Here is a 20,423-nt window from a genome sequence, read left to right as displayed (position 1 = left end):
AAGCGGGCCATCGGCGCGGCACGACGGTCCGGAAGTACACAGCCGCAGAGGTACAGATGGCGTCCGATCACGAGCGCGAAACCCATCACGACCTGCCGCCGGAGGACCCGACACTGTTCGCCGCCGGGGCCGGTCGGGCCCGGGTCGATCCCGCGGACTGGGCCTGGGCCCACCGGGACACCGAGCGGGCGCCGGTGGATGTCAGTACCGAGCACGTGGTCGCCATCGTGGTCGCGCACAACGGCGCGGCCTGGCTCCCCGCGGCCCTGGCCTCGCTGCGGAACCTGACGGTGCAGCCGACGTACTGGTTCGGCGTGGACACCGGCTCCACCGACGACACCGCTGCCCTGATGCGGGCCAGCGGCCTGTTCCACGAGGTGCACACGGCGCCGGCCGACACCAGCTTCGCCGACGCGACCCGGATCGCCGCCCAGCACGTGCCCGGCGGCCCCGACCCGCGACACAACTGGCTCTGGCTGCTGCACGACGACATCACCGTCGCCCCGGACGCGCTGGCCGAACTGCTGCGCCATGTGGTCAGCGACGACCAGGTCGACGTCACCGGCCCGATGCTGCTGCAGCCCACCCGCGGCGACGACCCGCCCCGGATCAGCGAACTCGGCGTCACCATCACCGACTCCGGCCGGGTGGACCGGCACCTGGAGCCCGGCGAGATCAACCAGCAGCAATACACCAGTCAGCGTGTCCTCGGCCTGAATTCCTGCGGTCTGCTGGTCCGCCGCCCGGCCTGGGAAAAACTCGACGGGATGGCCCCGGAGATTCCGCTGTTCCGCGACGGCGTCGCCTTCGGCTGGGCCGCGAACGCCGCCGGCTACAAGGTCAGCACCACTCCCGAGGCGCTGATCGTGCACCGGCAGGCCGGGACCGTCGGTCTGCGCGACGCCCAGTTGCTGGAGGGCTCACCGGCGGCCACCGACCGCTACCTCGGCATGCTCACCGTGGCCGGACACCGGGGCCGGGCCACCTCGCTGACCCTGATCCTGTCCAGCCTGCTGCGGGCCCTCGGTTTCCTGCTCGGCAAGGCCCCCGACCTGGCCGCCGACGAACTCCGCGCGCTGCGCCGCTTCTCCCGCAGCGGTCCGCAGATCGCCGCCCTGCGGGCCAGGTACGCCGGCCTCGACGAGACCCGGGTGAAAGGCCTGCGCCCCGGCCGCTGGTCCGGCCTCACGCACACCCTGGATGCCGCCGGCCGCGGCATCAGCGACCGCTGGCAACACCTGGTCGGCGCCCACGACGTCGACATCAGCGTCGACGAACTCACCGGCGACGACTTCGCCGCGACCACCGAACCGCCGCGGCGCCGGGTCTGGATCAATCCCTTCACCGCGGTCGTCCTGGCCCTGATCGTGCTCGCTCTGGTGACCGCCCGCAACGTGATCGGTCCGGGGCGGCTCACCGGCGCGATGCTGCTGCCCAGCCAGCCGAGTCTGGCCGCGGCGTACGCGGCGTACCTGGATCCGATCGTCGGCGGCCCCGGCCTGAGCGCGCCGCCCTGGCTCGCCTGGATCGCGCTCGGCTCCACTCTCACTTTCGGGCAGACCGAATGGCTGATTTCGCTGGTGGTGCTCGGGTGCGTCCCGTTGTCCTTCCTGAGCGCCTACCTGCTCGGCCGGCGTGTGCTCACCCGCCAGCCGGTCCGGCTGGCCGCCGCGGTCGCGTACGCGCTGATCCCGGCGCTGATCGGAGCGGTGAACCGAGGGGCGATCGGGGTCGCCGTGGTTGCGGTGGTGCTGCCGCTGCTGATCCGCACCCTCGTCTCGCTGGTCGCGCGGGTCCGGGCCGGGGTCACCGGGCCCGATTCCTGGCGGGCCGCCTGGGGGGCGGGCGCGCTGCTGACGATCCTGACCTGTTTCCTGCCGCTGCTGTGGGTCGCCGCGGTGCTGCTGGCGGTGCTTGGCTGCCTGCTGGTCCGGGAGAAGGCGCTGATCCAGCGGGCCGCGGTCGCCCTCGGCGTACCGGTGGTGCTGCTGGCACCGTGGTGGCCCAGCCTGCTGAACGGGTTCAGCCGGATCGCGCTGGGACCCGATGCCGGGATCGGCCGACCGGACGCCGGGGCCGCGGTGGCGCTGCTGGTCGGTCGCTCGCCGGGGGAGGGGCTGCCGCCGCTGTGGCTCAGCATCGCCCTGGCCGGGCTGTGCTGGCTGGCGGCCCTGGCCGCGCTCGCGCTGCAGCCGCGCGGTCCGCTGGTGCTGGGGGCCTGGTTCACCGCGGTGGTGGCGCTCGTCTTCGCCGTCGGCACGTCCGGCCTGCTGGCGACCGCCCTGCCCGCGGGGACGCGGGTGCGTCCGGAGGTGTTGACCTGGCTGCTGCTCGCCTTCGGCGCCCTGGTGTTCGCGATCGCCGTGGCCGCCGACTCCCTCGGCGTGCCCGGGCGGGCGGCCTCGCGCCGGATCCTGTCCCTGGCCGCCGCCGTGGTGCTGCTGGGCGGGGTCGTCGGCGCGACCGGTTGGTGGGTGGCCCACGGCACGGCGCCGTTGACCCGGACCCAGTCCGACGCCCTGCCGCCCTATGTGCGCAACGCGATGGCCGCCCCGGCGTACACCCGGACGCTGGCGATCGACCTGACCGGCGAACCGGCCCGCTGGGAACTGCTCGACGGCGCCGGCAACCGGCTCGGCGACGCCGACCGCGGACTGGCCTTCGGGGGCTCGGCGAGCCTGCCTCGCGATACCGCGAACCTGGTCACCCGGCTGCTCGCCGGGACCGCCGACGACACTCTCGCCGGGGACCTGACCGCGCTGCAGATCGGCCATCTGTGGGTGCACGGCGCCGATATCGACCAGCGGGCCCGGATCCAGAACACCCCCGGCCTGGGCCCTGGGACCGCGATCGAGGGCGACCGGGTGTTGTGGACCGTGCCGGGCAGCACCGGCCGGGTCGTGCTCCGGGTCGGTGATCAGGAGACGCCGCAACCCCCGCAGGGGCACCTCGACCTGCCGGTCGCCACCCAGTCCCGACAACTCGTCCTGCATCAGCCGGCCGATCCGCGGCTGCGGGTCAGTTTCGACGGCGACGTCCTCCCGGTCCGCACCGCCGGCGCGATCAGCACCGTCGAGATTCCCCCCGGCGCGGGCCGGCTGGAGTACGGGATCAGTACGCCGGTGCGGCCCTGGCTGATCGCCGGCCAACTGATCGGTCTGGTGGTGGTCTGCGTACTCGCCGCCCCCGCCCTGCGCCGACAGGACCAGGAACCTGCGCCGGTCGGCCGGCGCGTCGCCGAAGGAGGCCGACGATGAACCGGATCAGCCCCCTCACCCGCTACGCCACGGTCGCGATCGCGGTGGCCGTGGTCGGCTTCCTGGTCGTCGCCGCCCTGATTCTGCCGGTCCAGCGGCCCGCCGCGGCCGACCGGGTCAGCACCGAGGGGCAGGCCAACCTGCTGTGCCCCGCCCTGCCGACCGACCGGGCCGAGAGCACCGTCGCCCTGGCTGCCCCCGATGCCGCCGTCCCGGGCGACCTGTCCGCCCGCCGGATCAGCGAAACCCAGGCCGATCCGGTCCCGGCGGGCGCCCTGGTGCACCGCCCCGGCAACGAGTCCCCGGTCCAGGTCCGGGCCGACGGCGCCCGCTCCGCGGAGTTCGGTGCCGCCGTACTGGCCCGTAGCCGCACCGCGCTGGACCGCGGCCTGTCGGTCAGCCGCTGCCTGACACCGAGCACCGAGGCCTGGTTCGCCGGCGTCTACAGCTCCGAGAACGCCCGCAGCGAGATCGAACTGATCAATCCCGACAGCGCCCAGGCCACCGTCGATCTGCAGTTCTTCGGGGCCGACGGCGAACGGGCCGCGCCCGGTGGCCGGGGCATCACCGTCGACGCGAAGTCGTCCCGGGTGGTCGCGGTCGAGTCACTGTTCACCAGTGACACCCCGACCTCGGTCCACCTGACCACCAGCATCGGCCGTGTCGCCGCGGTGGTCCGCCAGCGCACCAGTGACCGGACCGCCGCCACCGGCACCGACTGGCTGGCCCCCGCCACGCTGCCCCGGACCAGCCAGGTCATCCCCGCGGTCCCCGGTGGGACCGGCGAACGCGAACTCGTGGTCGCGAATCCGGGGGAGCGGCGTACCACCGCGCGGGTGGAGATCATCACCGCCGACGGGACCGTCGCTCCCGCCGACGCCGACCAGCTCGACGTGAACGCCCGCTCCACCGCCACGATCCGCCTGGATGCCGGGCTCAAGGAGGCGGCCGCCGCCGTCCGGATCACCACCGACCAGCCGGTCATCGCCTCGGTCCGCGCGGTCTCCGCCGACGACGTCGCCTTCACCGCCGCCGCCGACCCGCTGCAGGGACGCGCGGTCGCCGCGATCGGGACCGCCGACGGGGTCGCCGGGACGCTGCAACTCAGCAACACCGCCGATACCACCGCCGTGGTGCCGGTCACCGCCTTCGACGAGTCCGGGGAGGTCGGCCGCGCCGATGTGGAGGTCCCCGCCCATGGCACCGCCACCTGGTCGATCCCGGGGACCGGCTCCGCGGTCCTGGTCGACGCCGGCCAACTGACCGGTCTCTACGGGGGCGTCGTGCTGCGCAGCACCAACGGACCGGGCCTGGCCAGCACCGGGCTGACCGTGCCGGCCGGCGCGTCCGGCGCGAGCGCGCCGCAGCACGATCCGGGGGTGGCCCGATGAGTCGGCGACCGAACAGGCACGGACGCCGCTTGCGCGGACCGCTGGCCCTGCCCAATGCGTACGGCCCGACCGCCCGGCCGCTGTCGCCGCAACCCCGCGAGGTGTTCTTCGGCAAGGCCGTGCAGACCTCGATCCGCACCATCCAGAAGAACTGTCCGCGGGCGCTGACCGGGATCGACATCGGGATCGAGGACGTCCCCGATCTCACCGGGAACTGGAACGAGGACCGGGTCCCGCTGGCCGCGGCGATCGAGGCCACCAGTGACCGCCCGGCCCGGCTGGTGATCTACCGCCGCCCGCTGGAGCACCGGGCGCACACCCGCCGCGGCCTGCAGATCCTGGTCTACCGAACGGTGGTGGAGCAGCTGTCCGCGCTCACCCTGATCCCGGTCCACGAGATCGACCCCGACGGCCTGGGCGGCACCGAGGAAGACGATTGGTGAATCGCGCGGCGGGTTCCGCCGACCGAGCCGGGGTCGCGGAGTAGCCTGACGGCGATGAAACCCAGGGCATGCACTCGCACCGGCTGCTCCCGACGGGCCATCGCGACGCTCACCTATGTGTACGCCGACTCGATGGCTGTGCTCGGGCCCTTGGCGCTGCGACACGAACCAGGTTCCTACGACCTGTGCGAGGAGCATTCGCACAACCTGTCCGCGCCCCGCGGGTGGGAGGTCGTCCGGCTGCCGGATCTCGATGAACCGGCCCCGCCGCCGGTCGACGATCTGCTGGCCCTGGCCGACGCCGTCCGGGAGGTCGGCTTCTCCTACGACCCCGAACCCAAGCCGGAGCGGCGGGCCTCGGTGGTCGAACTGGCCCGGCGGCGCCATCTGACCGTCCTGGCCGACCCCGACGCGTAACCGGTGTTTGCGGCGTGGCCGCGACCGGCTGGGATAGGCTGAACGGCGATGCTGAAACAGGAAATCTTCAAAGCCAACGACATCCGCGGCCTGGCCGGGGGCGCGGATGCCCAGTGGGACACCGACGGCGCCTTTGCCCTCGGTGTCGCCTTCGCCGATGTCGTGGACGTGGCCGGCAGCGGGGGCTCCTTCGTCCTGGGGCGCGACATGCGCGAATCCGGGGTCGCGCTGAGTGAGGCCTTTGCCCGCGGCGCGATGTCCCGCGGGGTCAACTGCGTTGACATCGGCCTGGCCAGCACCGATGAGCTGTGGTTCGCCTCCGGGATCCTGCAGGTGCCCGGGGCGATGTTCACCGCCTCGCACAACCCGGCCTCCTACAACGGCATCAAGTTCTGTCTGGCCGAGGCCCGCCCGATCACCCCGAAGATGCTGGTCGAGATCGCCCGCCAGGCGTACGCGTACGAGGCAGCCGATCCGAAGCCCGCACCGACCGGACACGGCCAACTGCGCAACCAGGACCTGCTGGAGTCCTACGCCAAGCACCTGCACGCCCTGGTCGACCTGTCCGGAATCCGCCGGCTCAAGGTCGTGGTCGATGCCGGCAACGGGATGGCCGGGCACACCGTTCCCGAGGTTCTCGGCTCGCTCGATCTGGAGCTGATCGAGCTGTTCTTCGAACTCGACGGCAGCTTCCCCAATCACCAGCCGAACCCGCTGGAACCGCGCAACCTGCGCGACGCCCAGGCCGCGGTCCGCGAGCACAACGCCGACCTGGCGCTGGTCTTCGACGGGGACGCCGACCGCTGCTTCATCATCGACGAGACCGGGGCGGTGGTCTCGCCGTCGGCGATCACCGCGCTGATCGCCGATCAGGAACTGCAGCGCGAACCCGGCGGCACGATCGTGATCAACACCATCACCTCCCGCACCGTCGCCGAGGTCGTCGCCGACGCCGGCGGCCGGCTGGCCACCTCCAAGGTCGGCCACACCTACGTCAAGGCGCTGATGGCCGAGGAGAACGCGATCTTCGGCGGCGAGCACTCCGCCCACTACTACTTCCGCGACTTCTGGTCCGCCGACACCGGCATGCTGGCCGGGTTGCACGTGCTGGCCCTGCTCGGCCGGGTCGAGGGGCCGCTGTCGGAACTGGTCCGCAGCTATGACCGGTACGCCGCCTCCGGTGAACTCAACTCCACCGTCGCCGACGCGAAGGTGGTCACCGAGCGGGTCGCCGCGGCGTTCGCCGGACGCGGGGAGATCGACTACCCCGACGGGCTGATGATCACCGGCGACTCCTGGTGGGTGAACCTGCGACCCTCCAACACCGAGCCGCTGCTGCGACTCAATGTCGAGGCCAAGGAACCGTCCACGATGGAGGCGCTGCGCGACGAGGTCCTCGCCCTGGTCCGCGGCAACTGAGGAGCACAGATGAGCATCGAGTTGTCCCCCGAACTGCTGGACATCCTGGTCTGCCCGAACTGCCACAGCGCGCTCGCGGTCGACCCGGAGCGGTCCGAACTGGTCTGTACCGGTGCCGACTGCGGCCTGATCTATCCGGTGATCGATCAGGTGCCGAGCATGCTGATCGATTCCGCCCGCCGCCCCGGAGCGCCGCGATGAGCGAGTCCGGCTTCGATGATTCCCGGCTGGAGGACCGCGAGCGGCTGACCCGGGCCGAGCCGATGCTGCGGCATCTGGCCGGCGCGGGGGCCCGGCTGCGGACCGCCGCCGAACGCTCCGCCGAGACGATCGCGGCCCTCGGCGTGGAACGGCCCCGCGCGGTGATCGCGGTCGGGTCCGAGGCCCGGCTGATCCGCGCGGTGCTGGAGCCGACCTGCCCGGTGCCGTTCGTCGCCTGGCCCGCGCCCGGGCTGCCCGGTTGGGTCGGGGCGCTCGATGTGGTGGTCGTCCTCGCGCCGGAGGGCGGGACGCCCGACCTGGTGGTCACCGTCCGCGAGGCTGTCCGCCGGGGCGCGCACGTGCTGCTGGCCTGCCCCGAGAACTCGATGATCGTGGACTACACCGCCTCGCGCAGCACCACGCTGCTGCCCACCGGCAGCGCCGACCCGATGGCCGCCGCGCTGGTGATGCTGGAGGCGCTGGCCCGGGTGGGACTGGGGCCGGAGGTGACCGCGCAGCACGTCGCCGAGACCGTCGACCTGATCTCCGAGGATTGCAGCCCGTACCGCGACCTGTCGGTGAACCCGGCCAAGGAACTCGCGGTCGCCCTGGCCGACGCGGAACCCCTGGTCTGGGGCGGGTCGGTGTTGGCCGCCCGTGCCGCGCGCCGGGTCGCCGAGGGGCTGCGTCAGGCGACCGGCCGGCCGGCGCTGGCCGCGGACGCCGATGCGCTGCTTCCGCTGATCGAGGCGGCCGAGCGGCGTGATCTGTTCGCCGACCCGTTCGAGGACGGCCCCCAGGACCGGCGCCCGGTGCTGATCGTGCTCGACGACGGGAACGGGGGAGACCTGGTCCGGGTGGCCCGCAACCGGTTGGTCAACACCGCCGACCAGCACGAGGTCCGGGTCTGCCCGATCAGCCACACCGACGGCGACGAGCTCGAGCGGTACGCCTACCTGCTGCACTCCGGGCTGTTCGCCGTGGCGTACCTGGGCATCGGGCTGGGACGGACCGGGTTCCTGCCGGGGTTCCCCGACTCCTGAGCCGACCGGGAGGCGCCGTGGACCGCGTGGAAGAAGTCGTCGATCGGACGGCCAGCATCACCGATCCGCACGGTCTGGTCCCGCGCCGGCCGGGGCTGTCCCGGTCGCTGATCCCGGCGACGCTGATGTCGGGGTCGGCGTTCTTTCTGTTCGCGCTGGAGTGGGCGCCGGTCGGGTACGCGGTGCTGGCCGCGGCGATCGTCACCTGCGTCTGGCTGGATCGGGTGCTGCTGCGCGACCTGCTGTTGATCGGGGTCGGGCTGATCATCGTCTCCACGGTGTCGGTGCGGGCCAACGTCTCCTGGGCGAACATGGCCCTGCTCGGCACGGTCCTGGCGCTGGCGGTCGCGATGCCCTATCTGCTGTCCCGGTTCGGGTACGGCGACCATGCGGTCCGCTTCCAGTGGTTGTCGGGGGAGAAGTGGACCCGAGGGATGTGGGCGTACCTGATCGCGGTCCCGGCGATCGGCTGGCTGGTGCTGCCGTTCTACTTCGTACGCAGCGGCACCTATCTGAACTGGCCGCCACTGGCCGACTGGACCGAGGTGCTGCGGTTCTTCGTCGGGGTGAACTTCGTCGGCTCCTGGGACGAGTTCTTCTTCATCTGCACGATCTTCGCGCTCTATTCGCGGCACTTCAGCTTCTGGGCGGCGAACCTGCTGCAGGCGATCATATTCGTCAGCTTCCTGTGGGAGCTCGGCTACCAGGCCTGGGGACCGTTCCTGACCGCCCCGTTCGCGCTGCTCCAGGCGTACCTGTTCCGGCGGACCCGGTCGCTGCTGTACGTGCTGTGCGTCCACCTGCTGTTCGACGCGGTGGTGTTCCTGTCCATCGTGCACGCCCGCCACCCCGAGATGCTGCCGATCTTCATCTACTGACTTACTAGGCTTGCCGCCATGGACTTTCGCGTTGCTGACCTCTCCCTGGCCGACTTCGGACGCAAGGAGATCACCCTGGCCGAGCACGAGATGCCCGGCCTGATGGCGATGCGGGATCGCTTCGGGGACAGCAAGCCGCTGGCCGGCGCCCGGATCGCCGGATCCCTGCACATGACCGTGCAGACCGCGGTGCTGATCGAGACGCTCACCGCGCTCGGGGCCGAGGTCCGCTGGGCCTCCTGCAACATCTTCTCCACCCAGGACCACGCCGCCGCCGCGATCGTGGTCGGCAACGGTACGCCGGACGCCCCGGCCGGGGTCCCGGTGTTCGCCTGGAAGGGCGAGACCCTCGAGGAGTACTGGTGGTGTGCCGAGCAGATCATGAACTGGCCCGACGGTGGCCAGCCGAACATGATCCTGGACGACGGTGGGGACGCCACTCTGCTGGTGCACCAGGCGGTCGAGTTCACCAAGGCCGGCGCGGTGCCGGAGCCGACCGAGGACGATTCCGAGGAGTACCGGGTCATTCTGGACCTGCTGCGCGGCAACCTCGCCGAGCAGCGGACCGACTGGGTCGCGCTCGCCGCGGCGGTCCGCGGGGTGACCGAGGAGACCACCACCGGCGTGCTGCGGCTCAACGAGATGGCGCGCGACCAGGCGCTGCTGTTCCCGGCGATCAATGTGAACGACTCGGTGACCAAGTCCAAGTTCGACAACAAGTACGGCGTGCGCCACTCGCTGATCGACGGGATCAACCGCGCCACCGACGTGCTGATCGGCGGCAAGGTCGCGGTCGTGTGCGGCTACGGCGATGTCGGCAAGGGCTGTGCGGAGTCGCTGTCCGGGCAGGGCGCCCGGGTCATCGTGACCGAGATCGACCCGATCTGTGCGCTGCAGGCCGCGATGGACGGCTACCAGGTCGCGACCCTGGCCGAGGTGATCGGGCTGGGCGACATCTTCATCACCGCCACCGGCAACCTCGATGTGATCAGCGCCGAACAGATGGCGCAGATGAAGCACCAGGCGATCGTCGGCAACATCGGTCACTTCGACAACGAGATCGACATGGCCGGTCTGGCCGCGCTGCCCGGGGTCGAGCGGATCGAGATCAAGCCGCAGGTGCACGAGTGGCGCTTCCCCGACGGGCACGCGATTTTGGTGCTGTCCGAGGGCCGGCTGCTGAACCTGGGCAACGCCACCGGTCACCCCAGCTTCGTGATGTCGAACTCCTTCACCAACCAGGTGCTGGCCCAGATCGAGCTGTGGACCAAGCCCGAGCAGTACCCGACCGGGGTCTACGTGCTGCCCAAGCACCTGGACGAGGAGGTCGCCCGGCTGCACCTTGGGTCCCTGGGCGTACGCCTGACCACGCTGACCCAGAAGCAGGCGGATTACCTCGGGGTGCCGGTGGAAGGTCCGTTCAAGCCCGACAGCTACCGCTACTGACGGCTACGCCGTCGTGCAGCAGGTGCCGTCGGCGGTGGGCAGGACCCGCAGGCCCTCGAGTTCGGGGGTCGAGTCGGCGAGCACCACATAGTTCTCCCACCGCTGACCGTCGGGGCCGGTGACCCAGAATTTGTTCTGGTACGCGTGGCAGCACTCCTCGTCGGCCGGCAGTTCCACCGCGACTCCGCTCTCGCGCAGACGTCGGCTCTCGGCGTGGACCTCCGCCACGCTGGCGCGCTCGACCCCGAGATGATTCAGCGTCCCGGTCTGTTCGGCATCCTCGAACAGCACCAGCTTCAGCGGGGGATCAGCGATCTCGAAGTTGGCGTACCCCGGTCGGCGCTTGGCCGGCTCGGTGCCGAACAACGCCCCGTAGAACGCGATCGCCGCATCGAGGTCGGCCACATTCAGGGCAAGTTGGAGACGGGACATCCAGGGGTCCTTCCGGTCCGTCGAACCCAGATCAGTTTCGACATACATCAAAGTACTAGGTCGGGACCCTCGGGTGCTGCTGACGGTTCAGCCGCGGGGAACCTCGTAGCAGCTGAGGTTCGCGCGACCCGGTGCCAACTCGGCCCACGAGCCGGGGACCTCGAGCACCGCGATCGCCGACGTCGGGAACTTGCGGGCCATTGACGCCCACCAGTCGGGGTTCCCGGTGCCGCGGGCCAAGCGGGCCACCAACTGCTCGGTCGTGGGGTTGTGACCGATCACCAGCAGCGTCTGCACGGTGTCGGGGACCCGGCGCAGCAACGTCAGCACCTCCGCCGGATCGGCGTCGTACAGCGCGTCAGTGTATTCCACGGTCCCGGCGCGGACGCCACCGGCGTACACCCGCTCCCAGGTCTGCCGGGTGCGGACTGCGCCCGAACACAGCACCAGATCCGGGTGGAGTCCTCGGCTCGCCAGCCAGTTGCCGGCGGCCACCCCGTCGCGGCGGCCGCGGGCCGCCAGCGGTCGGTCATGGTCGGGCAGATGCTCGGCCCACGACGATTTGGCGTGCCGCATCGCGATCAGCGTGCGCGCCACGGCGTCACTGCCCGTCGCTGCCCTTGTCGCCACCCTTGCCGTCATCGCCGCCGGGCTTCATGCTCTGCCACAGTTCCTTGCACTGCGGGCAGACCGGGAACCGATCGGGGTTGCGCGAAGGCACCCAGACCTTGCCGCACAGCGCGACCACCGGCGTACCCATCACCATCGCCTCGGTCAGCTTGTCCTTGGGCACATAGTGCGAGAAGCGCTCATGGTCGCCTTCCTCGTAGCGATACTCGGTGCGCTCCTCGACGATCGTCTCGGTACGCCCCAGCGGCTGCGTGGTGGACAGGTTCGGGCTGACGGATGTGCTCACACGCGCAGTCTACCTGCCGGATCCAGGACGGCTACTGTGACGACTATGCCCAACGACCCCCGGACGGACCATCGTGCCCTCACCCTGGGCCTGTTCGCGGGTGTGTTCGCGACCGCCTTCGAGGCCATCGCGGTCGCCACCGTGATGCCGACCGTGGCCACCGATCTGAACGGGGTCGCCTGGTACGCGTGGTCGTTCAGCCTGTTCATGGCCGGCAGTCTGCTCGGCAACATCACCGCCGGCCGGGTCGCCGACCGGGCCGGTCCGACCCCGGCGCTCTACGCCGGTCTGCTCGTATTCACCGCCGGCCTGCTGGTGGCCGGCCTGGCCCCGGTGATGACCGTGCTGCTGCTGGGCCGGTTCGTCCAGGGCCTGGGGTCGGGATCGTTCAACGTCGCGATGTACGTGGTGGTCGCCCGGGCGTACGAGGGACCGCAGCGGGCGGTGATGATGACCTGGATCTCCGCAGCCTGGGTGGTCCCCGGGTTCGTCGGGCCGCCGATCGCCGCCGCGGTGAGCGGCACCTGGTCCTGGCACTGGGTCTTCCTGGGCATCGTGCCGCTGGTGGTGATCGCGGCCGTCCTGATCACGCCCGCGCTGATCCGCCTCACCCGCGAGGGGGCGCTGGGCGTCGAGGAGGGGGCCACCCCGGTCGCGGTCTGGATCGGGTTGGTCCTGGTCGCCTCGGTGATCGCGCTGCAGTACGCCGGGCAACGACTCGGCGTAGCGCTGACGGTGCCGGCGGTGCTGGCCGCGATCGCCGGAGCGGGGGGACTGGTGGCGGCGCTGACCCGGATGATGCCGACCGGATTCTGGCGGGTGGCGGCCGGGATTCCGGCGGTGATCTGGTCCCGGGCCCTGTTCGCCGGGGCCTTCTTCGGGGCGGAATCGTTCATCCCGCTGATGCTGCAGCGGCAGGGGGACCTGACCCCACTGCAGGCCGGGATCATCCTGACCGTCGGGTCGATCGGCTGGTTCGTCGGGTCGTGGCTGCAGGCCCGCACCTGGGTACCGCTGACCCGCAATCAACTGATCACCGTCGGCGCCGCCGCGATCGTGGTCGCGATCGGGCTGGTCGCCGCCCAGGCGGCCTTCGACTGGTGGCCGTGGCTGGCCGCCCTGGCCTGGACCTGCGGCGGGTTCGGGATGGGCCTGGCCACCGCCAGTACCGGGCTGGCGGTGATGACGCTGTCGCCGACCGCCCAGCAGGGCCGCAACAACGCCTCCCTGCAGTCGGCCGAGGCGCTGGGCACCAGCCTGGTCACCGCGCTGGCCGGAACACTGTTCGCCTGGGCCCTGCCCCGGCTCGCGATCGGACCGATGTTCGCCCTCACCCTGGCCGCGCTGTGCCTGGTCGCGCTCGCCGCGGTGGCGGCGAGTCTGCGGATCGGGGTGGTTCGGGACTGAGCCGGGGCGCTGGGCCCGGTCGCCTACCATGGGGCCAGTGAGCAGCCAGTCCGATGAGTACGCAGGAGACCTCTTCAACGACGTCCCGGACCTGCGGACCAAGGGCAAGGGCCTCTCCCCGGCCTTCCCGCAGAAGGCCGCCTGGGGCACCGCCCAGAACCTGCGGGCCTGGCAGGCCGCGGCGCTGCAGCTCTACCGCGCCGAGAGCCCGAAGGACTTCCTCACCGTGGCCACCCCGGGCGCGGGCAAGACTTCCTTCGCGCTGACGGTGGCCCAGGATCTGCTGCAGCGCCGGATCATCGACCGGATCTGCATCGTCGCCCCGACCGAGCATCTGAAGACCCAGTGGGCCAACGCCGCCGACCGGGTCGGGATCGCGATCGACCCCAACTTCGGGGCCCAGCAGGGGCGGCACTCCCGCGAGTTCCACGGCGTCGCGATGACGTACGCCGGGGTCGCGACCAACCCACTGGCGATGCGGATCCGGGTGGAGCAGCACAACACCCTGGTGATCCTGGACGAGGTGCACCACGCCGGCGATGCCCTCAGTTGGGGCGAGGCGGTCCGGGAATCCTTCGAACCCGCCCGGCGCCGGCTGCTGCTGACCGGTACCCCGTTCCGCTCCGATGCGAACCCGATCCCGTTCGTCCGCTACGAACCCGACGGCCAGGGCGGGCTGCGCTCGGCCGCGGACTATTCCTACGGCTACGGCGAGGCGCTGGCCGACGGAATCGTCCGCCCGGTGATCTTCCTGGCCTACTCCGGGGACATGCAGTGGAAGACCAAGGCCGGCGACGAGATCCACGCCCGGCTCGGGACCCCGCTGACCAAGGACATCCAGTCCCAGGCCCTGCGCACCGCCCTCGATCCGCACGGTGCCTGGATCCCCGCGGTGCTCAACGCCGCCGACAAACGCCTGGCCGAGGTACGCCGCGGCGTACCCGATGCCGGCGGGCTGGTGATCGCCACCGATCAGGAGCACGCCCGGGCGTACGCACGGATCCTGAAGGGGATCACCGGGACCCAGCCGACGGTGGTGCTCTCGGATGAGAAACAGGCCTCGAAGAAGATCCAGCAGTTCGCCGACTCCGACGCCCGCTGGATGGTCGCTGTCCGGATGGTCTCCGAGGGCGTCGACGTGCCCCGCCTCGCGGTCGGGGTGTACGCCACCACCACCGCGACCCCGCTGTTCTTCGCCCAGGCGGTCGGCCGCTTCGTCCGGGCCCGGACCAAGGGGGAGACCGCGTCGGTGTTCGTGCCGAGCGTGTCCAACCTGCTCGGCTTCGCCTCCGAGATGGAGGTGCAGCGCGACCACGTGCTGAAGACCCGGACCGCGCAGGAGGAGTCCGAGCTGCTGCTCGAGCAGGCCGCGACCGAGCGAAACACGCCCGACGCCGACCTCGAGGAGGGCTCGTTCACCGCCCTGGCCTCCGAGGCCGACTTCGACAAGGTCGTCTACGACGGGGACGACTTCGGGCTGCAGGCGATGGCCGGGTCGGAGGAGGAGCTCGACTTCCTCGGCCTGCCCGGGCTGTTGGATCCCGAGGAGGTCAAGGCCGCGCTGCGCCAGCGCCAGGCCGAGCAGTTGCGGCGCGAGCAGGCCAAACCGCCGGCCGAACAGCGCAGCGTCGGGCAGGCCACCCACCAGCGGCTGCGCGCCCTGCGCAAGGAACTGAACGGGCTGGTCGCCGCCTGGCACCATCGCACCGACCTGCCGCACGGGGTGATCCACAACAAGCTGGTCGAATCCACCGGCGGACCACCCTCGGCCGCCGCCGACGAGGCCCAGTTACAGGCGCGGATCGACCTGATCCGGGAGTGGGCCCTCAAGCGCCACTAGGGTCAGGAAGCGCCCACTCAGCCGACGATGGCCAGGGTGATCAACAGCGCGGCAGCGAAGACCAGGATCGCGATCAGGCCCATCAGCGCCCAGAAGACCCCGGACGTCCGCTGGTCCGACTCAGGCTGCGGCTCGATCACCGAGCGCGGCGTCATCGTCGGGGTGAACCCGACGAACGGTTGGACCTGCTGCTGCGCAAACGGCGACCCGGTCGCGGCCCCGTACGATTGCGGCGTACCCGGGGCGGCGAACGGATTGGCCTCCGCGCTGGGCGGCATCGACGGGGCCGAGGGCAGCGACGCGGCCGGCGGCACCGACGGGGCAGAGGGAGCCGAGGGTGCCGAGGAGGCGACCGGCGGAATCCGATTGCGATGGGTCGTGGGTACATCGGCGGGGTCGGGCTGATGATCCAGGATCCGTTCGATGGCCTCCGCCATCGCCAGCGCGGTCGGCGGGCGACGCGCCGGGTCATGGGAGACCGCAGCGGTCATCAGGCCCTCCAGCGCCGGCGGCGCGTTCAGTCGGGCCGGCAGCGGCTCGGGGCGATCCTGCGGATTGCGCCGCAACAGATCGGTCAGATTGCGGATCTGGAACGGCGGTCGACCGGTGAGGACGGCGTACATCACGCAGCCCATCGCGTAGATGTCGGCGCGCGGGTCGAGCTTCTCGCCCATCGCCTGCTCCGGTGCCATGTACGCCGGGGTGCCGGCGGTCATCGTGGCGCCGGCCTGATCCATCATCTGCTTGGCCACCCCCAGATCGGCGACCTTCACCCGGGTGATCCCGGACTGTTCGATGTGCAACAGCAGGTTCCCGGGGGTCACATCGCGGTGGATCACCCCGTTGGTGTGCAGGGTGTGCAGGGCCCGGCAGCCCTCGGCACACAGCCGCAGGGTTTCGGGCAGCGAGCGCGGGAACTGCCGCAGATCGTTCAGCGAACCCCCATTGCAGTAATCCATCACGAAGTACGGCCGGGTGTCGGCCAGCGAGCCGATGTCGTAGACCCGGACCAACCGCTCATCGTGGATGCGACGCATCAACTTCGCCTCGCCGAGGAACCGGCCCCGCACGTCGTCGTTGTCGGCCCAGTTCTCCGCCAGGACCTTGACCGCGACCGGAACATCCAGATCGTCGTCGTGGCCGAGCCAGACGGTCGCGAACGAACCCGAGCCGAGGCGACGGGTCAAGCGATAGCGACCGATTTTTTCCATAGTGAGCATCATTGTGTCAGTCCGACGGCCAATTCCGCCGGATCGTTCCGTAGCCTGAAGCCTATGCCCGGACACTACTTCGCGGCGGCACCGGTGGCCGCGCTCTACCGCCGGTTCGCCGAGGAGGCTCGGTCATCTCCGACCTGGCAAGGGGTTTCGTCGTGGATCGCGGAGACCGATCCGGTCCTGGAACTGCTCGACACGCTGCCCGGAATGAAACGCCAACCCAATCTCTTCCTGGCCGCGCTGCGCTACTTCGAGGCGCCGCTGCAGCCGGGCCCGGACCTGTCCGGGTGGATCGCCGAGCACTGGACGCCGGTCCGCGAGCTGATCCTGCAACGGGAGACCCAGACCAACGAGGCGGGCCGCTGTGCGGTGCTCGCCCCGGTCCTGGCCGCCCTCCCGGGACCGCTCGCGCTGATCGAGGTAGGGTCCTCGGCCGGGCTGTGCCTGCTCCCGGACCGGTACGGGTACCGCTGGAGCGACCGGGCCGGGCGTACGGTGGCCGAACTGCCCGGGGAGCCGGTGCTGGAGTGCGTGGTGTCGGGGTCCGGCCCGGCGTACGCCCGCCCCGAGGTGGCCTGGCGGCTGGGGGTGGATCGCAACCCGCTGGACCCGGCTGACCCCGCGGACGCCCGCTGGTTGGAATCGCTGGTGTGGCCCGACCAGGACGAGCGGCAGCGCCGGTTGCACGCCGCCCTGGCGATCGCTGCCGCGCAGCCGCCGCCGCGGATCCGCGGCGAGGCGCTGGAGATGTTGCCGACGGCGGTCGCGCAGGTACCGGCCGGGCTGACCCCGGTGGTGCTGCATTCGTTCACCGCGATGTACCTGCCGCGGGAGGACCGGGATCGGCTGTGCGACCTGATCGAGTCCCTGCCGGTGCACTGGGTGTCGCTGGAGGGGGAGCGGGCGATCGGTCGGATCGCCGACCGGGTGCCCGCCGACGGCTGGTCCGGGCCACCGGGCACTCTGCTCGCCCTTGACGGGCACCCGCTCGCCCGCGCCGGCTGGCACGGGGAGCGGGTGCACTGGCTGGCGCCCTAGGCTGGGACGGTGAGCGAACAGATCCCCGTCGGCACCCCTCCGGTTCCCCCGGGGCGGCACGCCGCCCCGCCCGGTTGGTACGCCGACCCGCTGGACGCCCGGCGGGAACGGTACTGGGACTCCCTGACCTGGTCCCGCGAGGTCCGGGAGCGTACGCCGGGCGCGGAACCCGCGGGGGAGTCCGGGTACGGCGGCATCGGCGCCCGGCTGGTGGCCCGGGTGCTGGACGACCTGCTCGTGTTGCTGCTGTACCTGGCGCTGGGTGGGGTGCTGTTCTCCCTGCTGCCGGGGTTCGCCGAGGCGAATGTGGCGTACTCGAACCAGGTGCTGGAGGCGGTCCGGGCCGGGGCGACCAGCCTGCCCGATCCGCCGGAGTCCTTCCGTACGGCCTCGATGGTGATGATGGGCCTGTGGTTCGTCCTGTTCCTGCTCTACGACACCCTCTTCGTGGCCCGATTCGGGTGGACGCCGGGCAAGAAGCTGCTGCGCCTGCGAGTGACCGGCTCGGCAGCGGCCCCCGGAGCGGTCGGGTTCGGTGGCGCGTTCCTGCGCGCCCTGGTCGCCGCGATCGCGCGGTTCGGGGCGCTGTACTTCCTGTTCCCGCTGATCGACTTCCTCTGGGCGCTCGGCAACCGGAAACGGCAGACCCTGCACGATCTGGCCGGTCGCACCGTGGTGATCCGACGCGGGTGATTCCTGCCGGGAAACTGTCCGCCGGCGTCGCTATATTTCCCGTGAGGCTGTTGCCCGTGGTGCCCCCGATGACCCCGATCTCTCAGTGAGGCTTTCGTGAACCCTGCTCCGGACCCGCGTCCCCACCCCGAGCCGATGCCGGCTCCCGAGGTCACCGAGGCCGCTTGGGTCGAGGTCGACCCCGGCGCTCCCGGGATCGCGAGCGTGGTGACCGGCGAGCAGACGCCGGCACCGGTCCCGCCGCCCGCGGCGCAGCCGGTGCCGCCGAGCCCGGAGTTGCGTGAGCTGGCCGGGCACTACGGGGTCGCCACCGAGTTCGTCGACTGGAAGAACAATCCCACCGTGGTCGGCGCACCGACCCTGATCGCGGTGCTGCGGGCCCTCGACGTCGAAGCCGGCTCCCCGGCCGCGATCGCGTCCGCCCTGGCCGAGGTCCGCATCCGGGCCTGGCGCCGGCTGCTCCCGCCCACCGTGATCACCACCGACACCGCCGCGGTCACCTTCGAGGTGCACGTCCCCGCCGGTGCCGCGGTCGACGTCCGGGTCGAATTCGAAACCGGCGGCGGGGCCGCGGTGGCCCAGATCGACAACTGGGCCGAGGACCGCGAGATCGACGGCCACCGGATCGGGGAGGCCTCCTTCCGGCTGCCCGAGGGAATGCCGACCGGCTATCACACGCTGCGCGCGACCTGCGGGGAGCAGACCGCCACGGCCCCCCTGATCGTGACCCCGCAGTGGCTGGGGATTCCCGAGAAACTGGGTCGGCGCCGGTTCTGGGGGCTGAACACGCAGCTCTACAGCGTACGCTCGGGCGGCTCCTGGGGAGTGGGTGACCTGTCCGACCTGGCCCAGTTGGCGGTCTGGTCGGCCGCCCGGCACGGGGCCGACTACGTCCTGGTCAATCCGCTGTGTGCCGCCGAACCGGGTCTGCCGGTCGAGCCGTCGCCGTACTACCCGACCAGCCGCCGCTTCTTCAACCCGCTCTACCTGCGGGTCGAGGACATCGCCGAGTACGCCTACCTCCACCCCGATTCGTTGATCCGGGTGCGTGCGCTGCGGGCCGACCTCGAGGAGAAGGTCGGCGGGCGGGACGTGATCGATCGGGATTCGGTCTGGTACGCCAAGCGACAGGCACTGGAGATTGTCTACGCCGCCGGGCTCACGCCGGGGCGCCGGATCGCCTTCGACGCCTTCTGTGCCCGGCAGGGACCGGGCCTCTCCGATTTCGCGACCTGGTCGGCCCTCACCGAGCGGTACGGCCGGGACTGGCGGGAATGGCCCGATGAGTACCGCGCCGTCGGCGGTGCGGCGGTAACCCGGTTCCGCGCCGAGCATCCCGAGGAGATCGAGTTCTTCTGCTGGCTGCAGTGGTGCCTGGACGAGCAACTGCGCAGCGCCCAGGCCGCCGCGCTGGATGCCGGCATGGGGCTCGGCATCGTGCACGACCTGCCGGTCGGGGTCAATCCGGCCGGCGCCGATGCCTGGGCGTTGGACGACCAGTTCGCTGCCGGGATCGGGGTCGGAGCCCCGCCGGACCAGTACTCCCAGCTCGGCCAGGACTGGGGGCAGCCGCCGCTGCGCCCGGACCGGCTGGCCGAGACCGGGTACGCCGTCTATCGCGACATGTTTCGCTCGATCCTGCGCCACTCCGGCGGACTGCGGGTCGACCACATCATCGGCCTGTTCCGGCTGTGGTGGGTGCCGCGCGGGATGGCCGCGACCCACGGCACCTACGTCACCTACGACCACACCGCCCTGATCGGCATCCTCGCGCTGGAGGCCCAGCGCGCCGGCGCCCTGGTGGTGGGGGAGGATCTCGGCACGGTCCAGCCCTGGGTCCGCGACTACCTCGCCGGGCGCGGCATTCTCGGCACCTCGATCCTGTGGTTCGAGGCCGACGAGCACGGTGACCCGCTGCCGGCCGAGCGCTGGCGGGAGTACTGCCTGGCCTCGGTGACCACCCATGACCTGCCGCCGACCGCGGGCTACCTGGCCGGCGCCCATGTCCGGCTGCGGCATCGGCTCGGGATGCTGACCGAACCTCTGGACCAGGAATTGGACCGAGCCCGGGCCGAACGGCAACTGTGGATCGACCAGCTGGTCCGCGCCGGCCTGCTGGGGACCGATCCCGGCCCCGACGCGGTGGTCCGCGCACTGCACGACTTCCTCACCACCACCGACGCCCGGATGCTCGGGATCGCGCTGCCGGACGCGGTCGGGGACCTGCGTACGCAGAACCAGCCGGGCACCAGCTGGCAGTACCCGAACTGGCGGGTCCCGCTCGCCGGCCCCGACCAGCGGCCGATGGCACTGGAACAGGTGTTCACCGACGACCGGGCCGCCGCCCTGCTGGACCGGGTGAAGACCCGGCTGCAGGGCTGAACC

Annotated in this window: 18 protein-coding genes; 14 read left to right on the top strand and 4 right to left on the bottom strand. The window is 71.4% G+C overall.

The window, feature by feature from the left end:
- Positions 1-56: 56 nt before the first annotated feature.
- From G531_RS0100240 to ahcY, 9 genes are read left to right on the top strand one after another with little or no spacing between them, the layout of a single operon-like run.
- Entirely contained in the window at positions 57-3,257 is a 3,201-nt protein-coding gene (locus tag G531_RS0100240; protein ID WP_026925711.1) for a glycosyltransferase, read from the top strand.
- On the top strand, positions 3,254-4,648 hold the full coding sequence (locus G531_RS0100235) for a DUF5719 family protein (protein WP_026925710.1): 1,395 nt from the start codon (positions 3,254-3,256) through the stop codon (positions 4,646-4,648). Before G531_RS0100240 ends, G531_RS0100235 begins: the two co-directional genes overlap by 4 nt.
- Before the next feature lie 29 nt (positions 4,649-4,677).
- The gene (locus G531_RS0100230; protein ID WP_245630501.1) at positions 4,678-5,091 is read left to right on the top strand and encodes a metallopeptidase family protein; all 414 of its coding nucleotides are present in this window, start codon (positions 4,678-4,680) and stop codon (positions 5,089-5,091) included.
- A 54-nt stretch (positions 5,092-5,145) separates the two neighbouring features.
- Positions 5,146-5,508: a DUF3499 domain-containing protein gene (locus G531_RS0100225; protein ID WP_026925708.1), complete on the top strand. Its 363-nt coding sequence runs from the start codon at positions 5,146-5,148 to the stop codon at positions 5,506-5,508.
- Positions 5,509-5,556: 48 nt separating this feature from the next.
- Positions 5,557-6,927: a phosphohexomutase domain-containing protein gene (locus G531_RS0100220; protein ID WP_026925707.1), complete on the top strand. Its 1,371-nt coding sequence runs from the start codon at positions 5,557-5,559 to the stop codon at positions 6,925-6,927.
- Between the two features lie 9 nt (positions 6,928-6,936).
- Positions 6,937-7,128 (top strand): Trm112 family protein, encoded by a 192-nt coding sequence (locus tag G531_RS0100215; protein WP_035756587.1) that lies wholly within the window; start codon positions 6,937-6,939, stop codon positions 7,126-7,128.
- Complete coding sequence (locus G531_RS0100210) at positions 7,125-8,171, top strand: SIS domain-containing protein (RefSeq protein ID WP_026925705.1); 1,047 nt, start codon at positions 7,125-7,127, stop codon at positions 8,169-8,171. Before G531_RS0100215 ends, G531_RS0100210 begins: the two co-directional genes overlap by 4 nt.
- Before the next feature lie 17 nt (positions 8,172-8,188).
- The gene (locus G531_RS0100205; protein ID WP_211221733.1) at positions 8,189-9,049 is read left to right on the top strand and encodes a CPBP family intramembrane glutamic endopeptidase; all 861 of its coding nucleotides are present in this window, start codon (positions 8,189-8,191) and stop codon (positions 9,047-9,049) included.
- An 18-nt stretch (positions 9,050-9,067) separates the two neighbouring features.
- A complete protein-coding gene (ahcY, locus tag G531_RS0100200) occupies positions 9,068-10,495 on the top strand; it encodes an adenosylhomocysteinase (protein WP_026925703.1) in 1,428 nt (475 codons plus the stop codon).
- Between the two features lie 3 nt (positions 10,496-10,498).
- Here the strand turns inward: ahcY and G531_RS0100195 are convergent, their stop codons facing one another.
- From G531_RS0100195 to G531_RS0100185, 3 genes are all read right to left on the bottom strand, one after another.
- Entirely contained in the window at positions 10,499-10,927 is a 429-nt protein-coding gene (locus tag G531_RS0100195; protein ID WP_026925702.1) for an ArsI/CadI family heavy metal resistance metalloenzyme, read from the bottom strand.
- Between the two features lie 87 nt (positions 10,928-11,014).
- Positions 11,015-11,524, bottom strand: a complete 510-nt coding sequence (locus G531_RS0100190; RefSeq protein ID WP_026925701.1) for a SixA phosphatase family protein — start codon at positions 11,522-11,524, stop codon at positions 11,015-11,017.
- Positions 11,525-11,528: 4 nt separating this feature from the next.
- Entirely contained in the window at positions 11,529-11,843 is a 315-nt protein-coding gene (locus tag G531_RS0100185; RefSeq protein WP_306304601.1) for a DUF3039 domain-containing protein, read from the bottom strand.
- A gap of 45 nt (positions 11,844-11,888) precedes the next feature.
- Here G531_RS0100185 and G531_RS19350 point away from each other — a divergent pair, with 45 nt between their 5' ends.
- Positions 11,889-13,250, top strand: a complete 1,362-nt coding sequence (locus tag G531_RS19350; protein WP_051214814.1) for an MFS transporter — start codon at positions 11,889-11,891, stop codon at positions 13,248-13,250.
- A gap of 28 nt (positions 13,251-13,278) precedes the next feature.
- Positions 13,279-15,090: a DEAD/DEAH box helicase gene (locus G531_RS0100175; RefSeq protein WP_081683694.1), complete on the top strand. Its 1,812-nt coding sequence runs from the start codon at positions 13,279-13,281 to the stop codon at positions 15,088-15,090.
- A 17-nt stretch (positions 15,091-15,107) separates the two neighbouring features.
- On the opposite strand, the gene G531_RS19345 is transcribed toward G531_RS0100175, so the two are convergent.
- On the bottom strand, positions 15,108-16,301 hold the full coding sequence (locus G531_RS19345) for a serine/threonine-protein kinase (protein ID WP_051214813.1): 1,194 nt from the start codon (positions 16,299-16,301) through the stop codon (positions 15,108-15,110).
- Positions 16,302-16,364: 63 nt separating this feature from the next.
- On the opposite strand from G531_RS19345, the gene G531_RS0100165 reads away from it, so the two are divergent.
- The 3 genes from G531_RS0100165 to malQ all read left to right on the top strand — a co-directional run bounded on the left by G531_RS0100165 (position 16,365) and on the right by malQ (position 20,420).
- A complete protein-coding gene (locus tag G531_RS0100165; RefSeq protein WP_035756581.1) occupies positions 16,365-17,345 on the top strand; it encodes a DUF2332 domain-containing protein in 981 nt (326 codons plus the stop codon).
- A 9-nt stretch (positions 17,346-17,354) separates the two neighbouring features.
- Positions 17,355-18,038 carry an RDD family protein gene (locus G531_RS0100160; RefSeq protein ID WP_026925697.1) on the top strand — a complete coding sequence of 228 codons (684 nt, stop codon included), beginning with the start codon at positions 17,355-17,357 and terminating at the stop codon, positions 18,036-18,038.
- A 96-nt stretch (positions 18,039-18,134) separates the two neighbouring features.
- Positions 18,135-20,420, top strand: a complete 2,286-nt coding sequence (gene malQ / locus G531_RS0100155; RefSeq protein ID WP_245630502.1) for a 4-alpha-glucanotransferase — start codon at positions 18,135-18,137, stop codon at positions 20,418-20,420.
- The last annotated feature ends 3 nt before the right edge of the window (positions 20,421-20,423 follow it).

The organism is Granulicoccus phenolivorans DSM 17626 = NBRC 107789 = JCM 15570 (assembly GCF_000423085.1).
Classification (GTDB): Bacteria; Actinomycetota; Actinomycetes; order Propionibacteriales; family Propionibacteriaceae; genus Granulicoccus; species Granulicoccus phenolivorans.
Note: the sequence above shows the minus strand (reverse complement) of the source record. Positions and strands in the feature narration are given on the sequence as shown.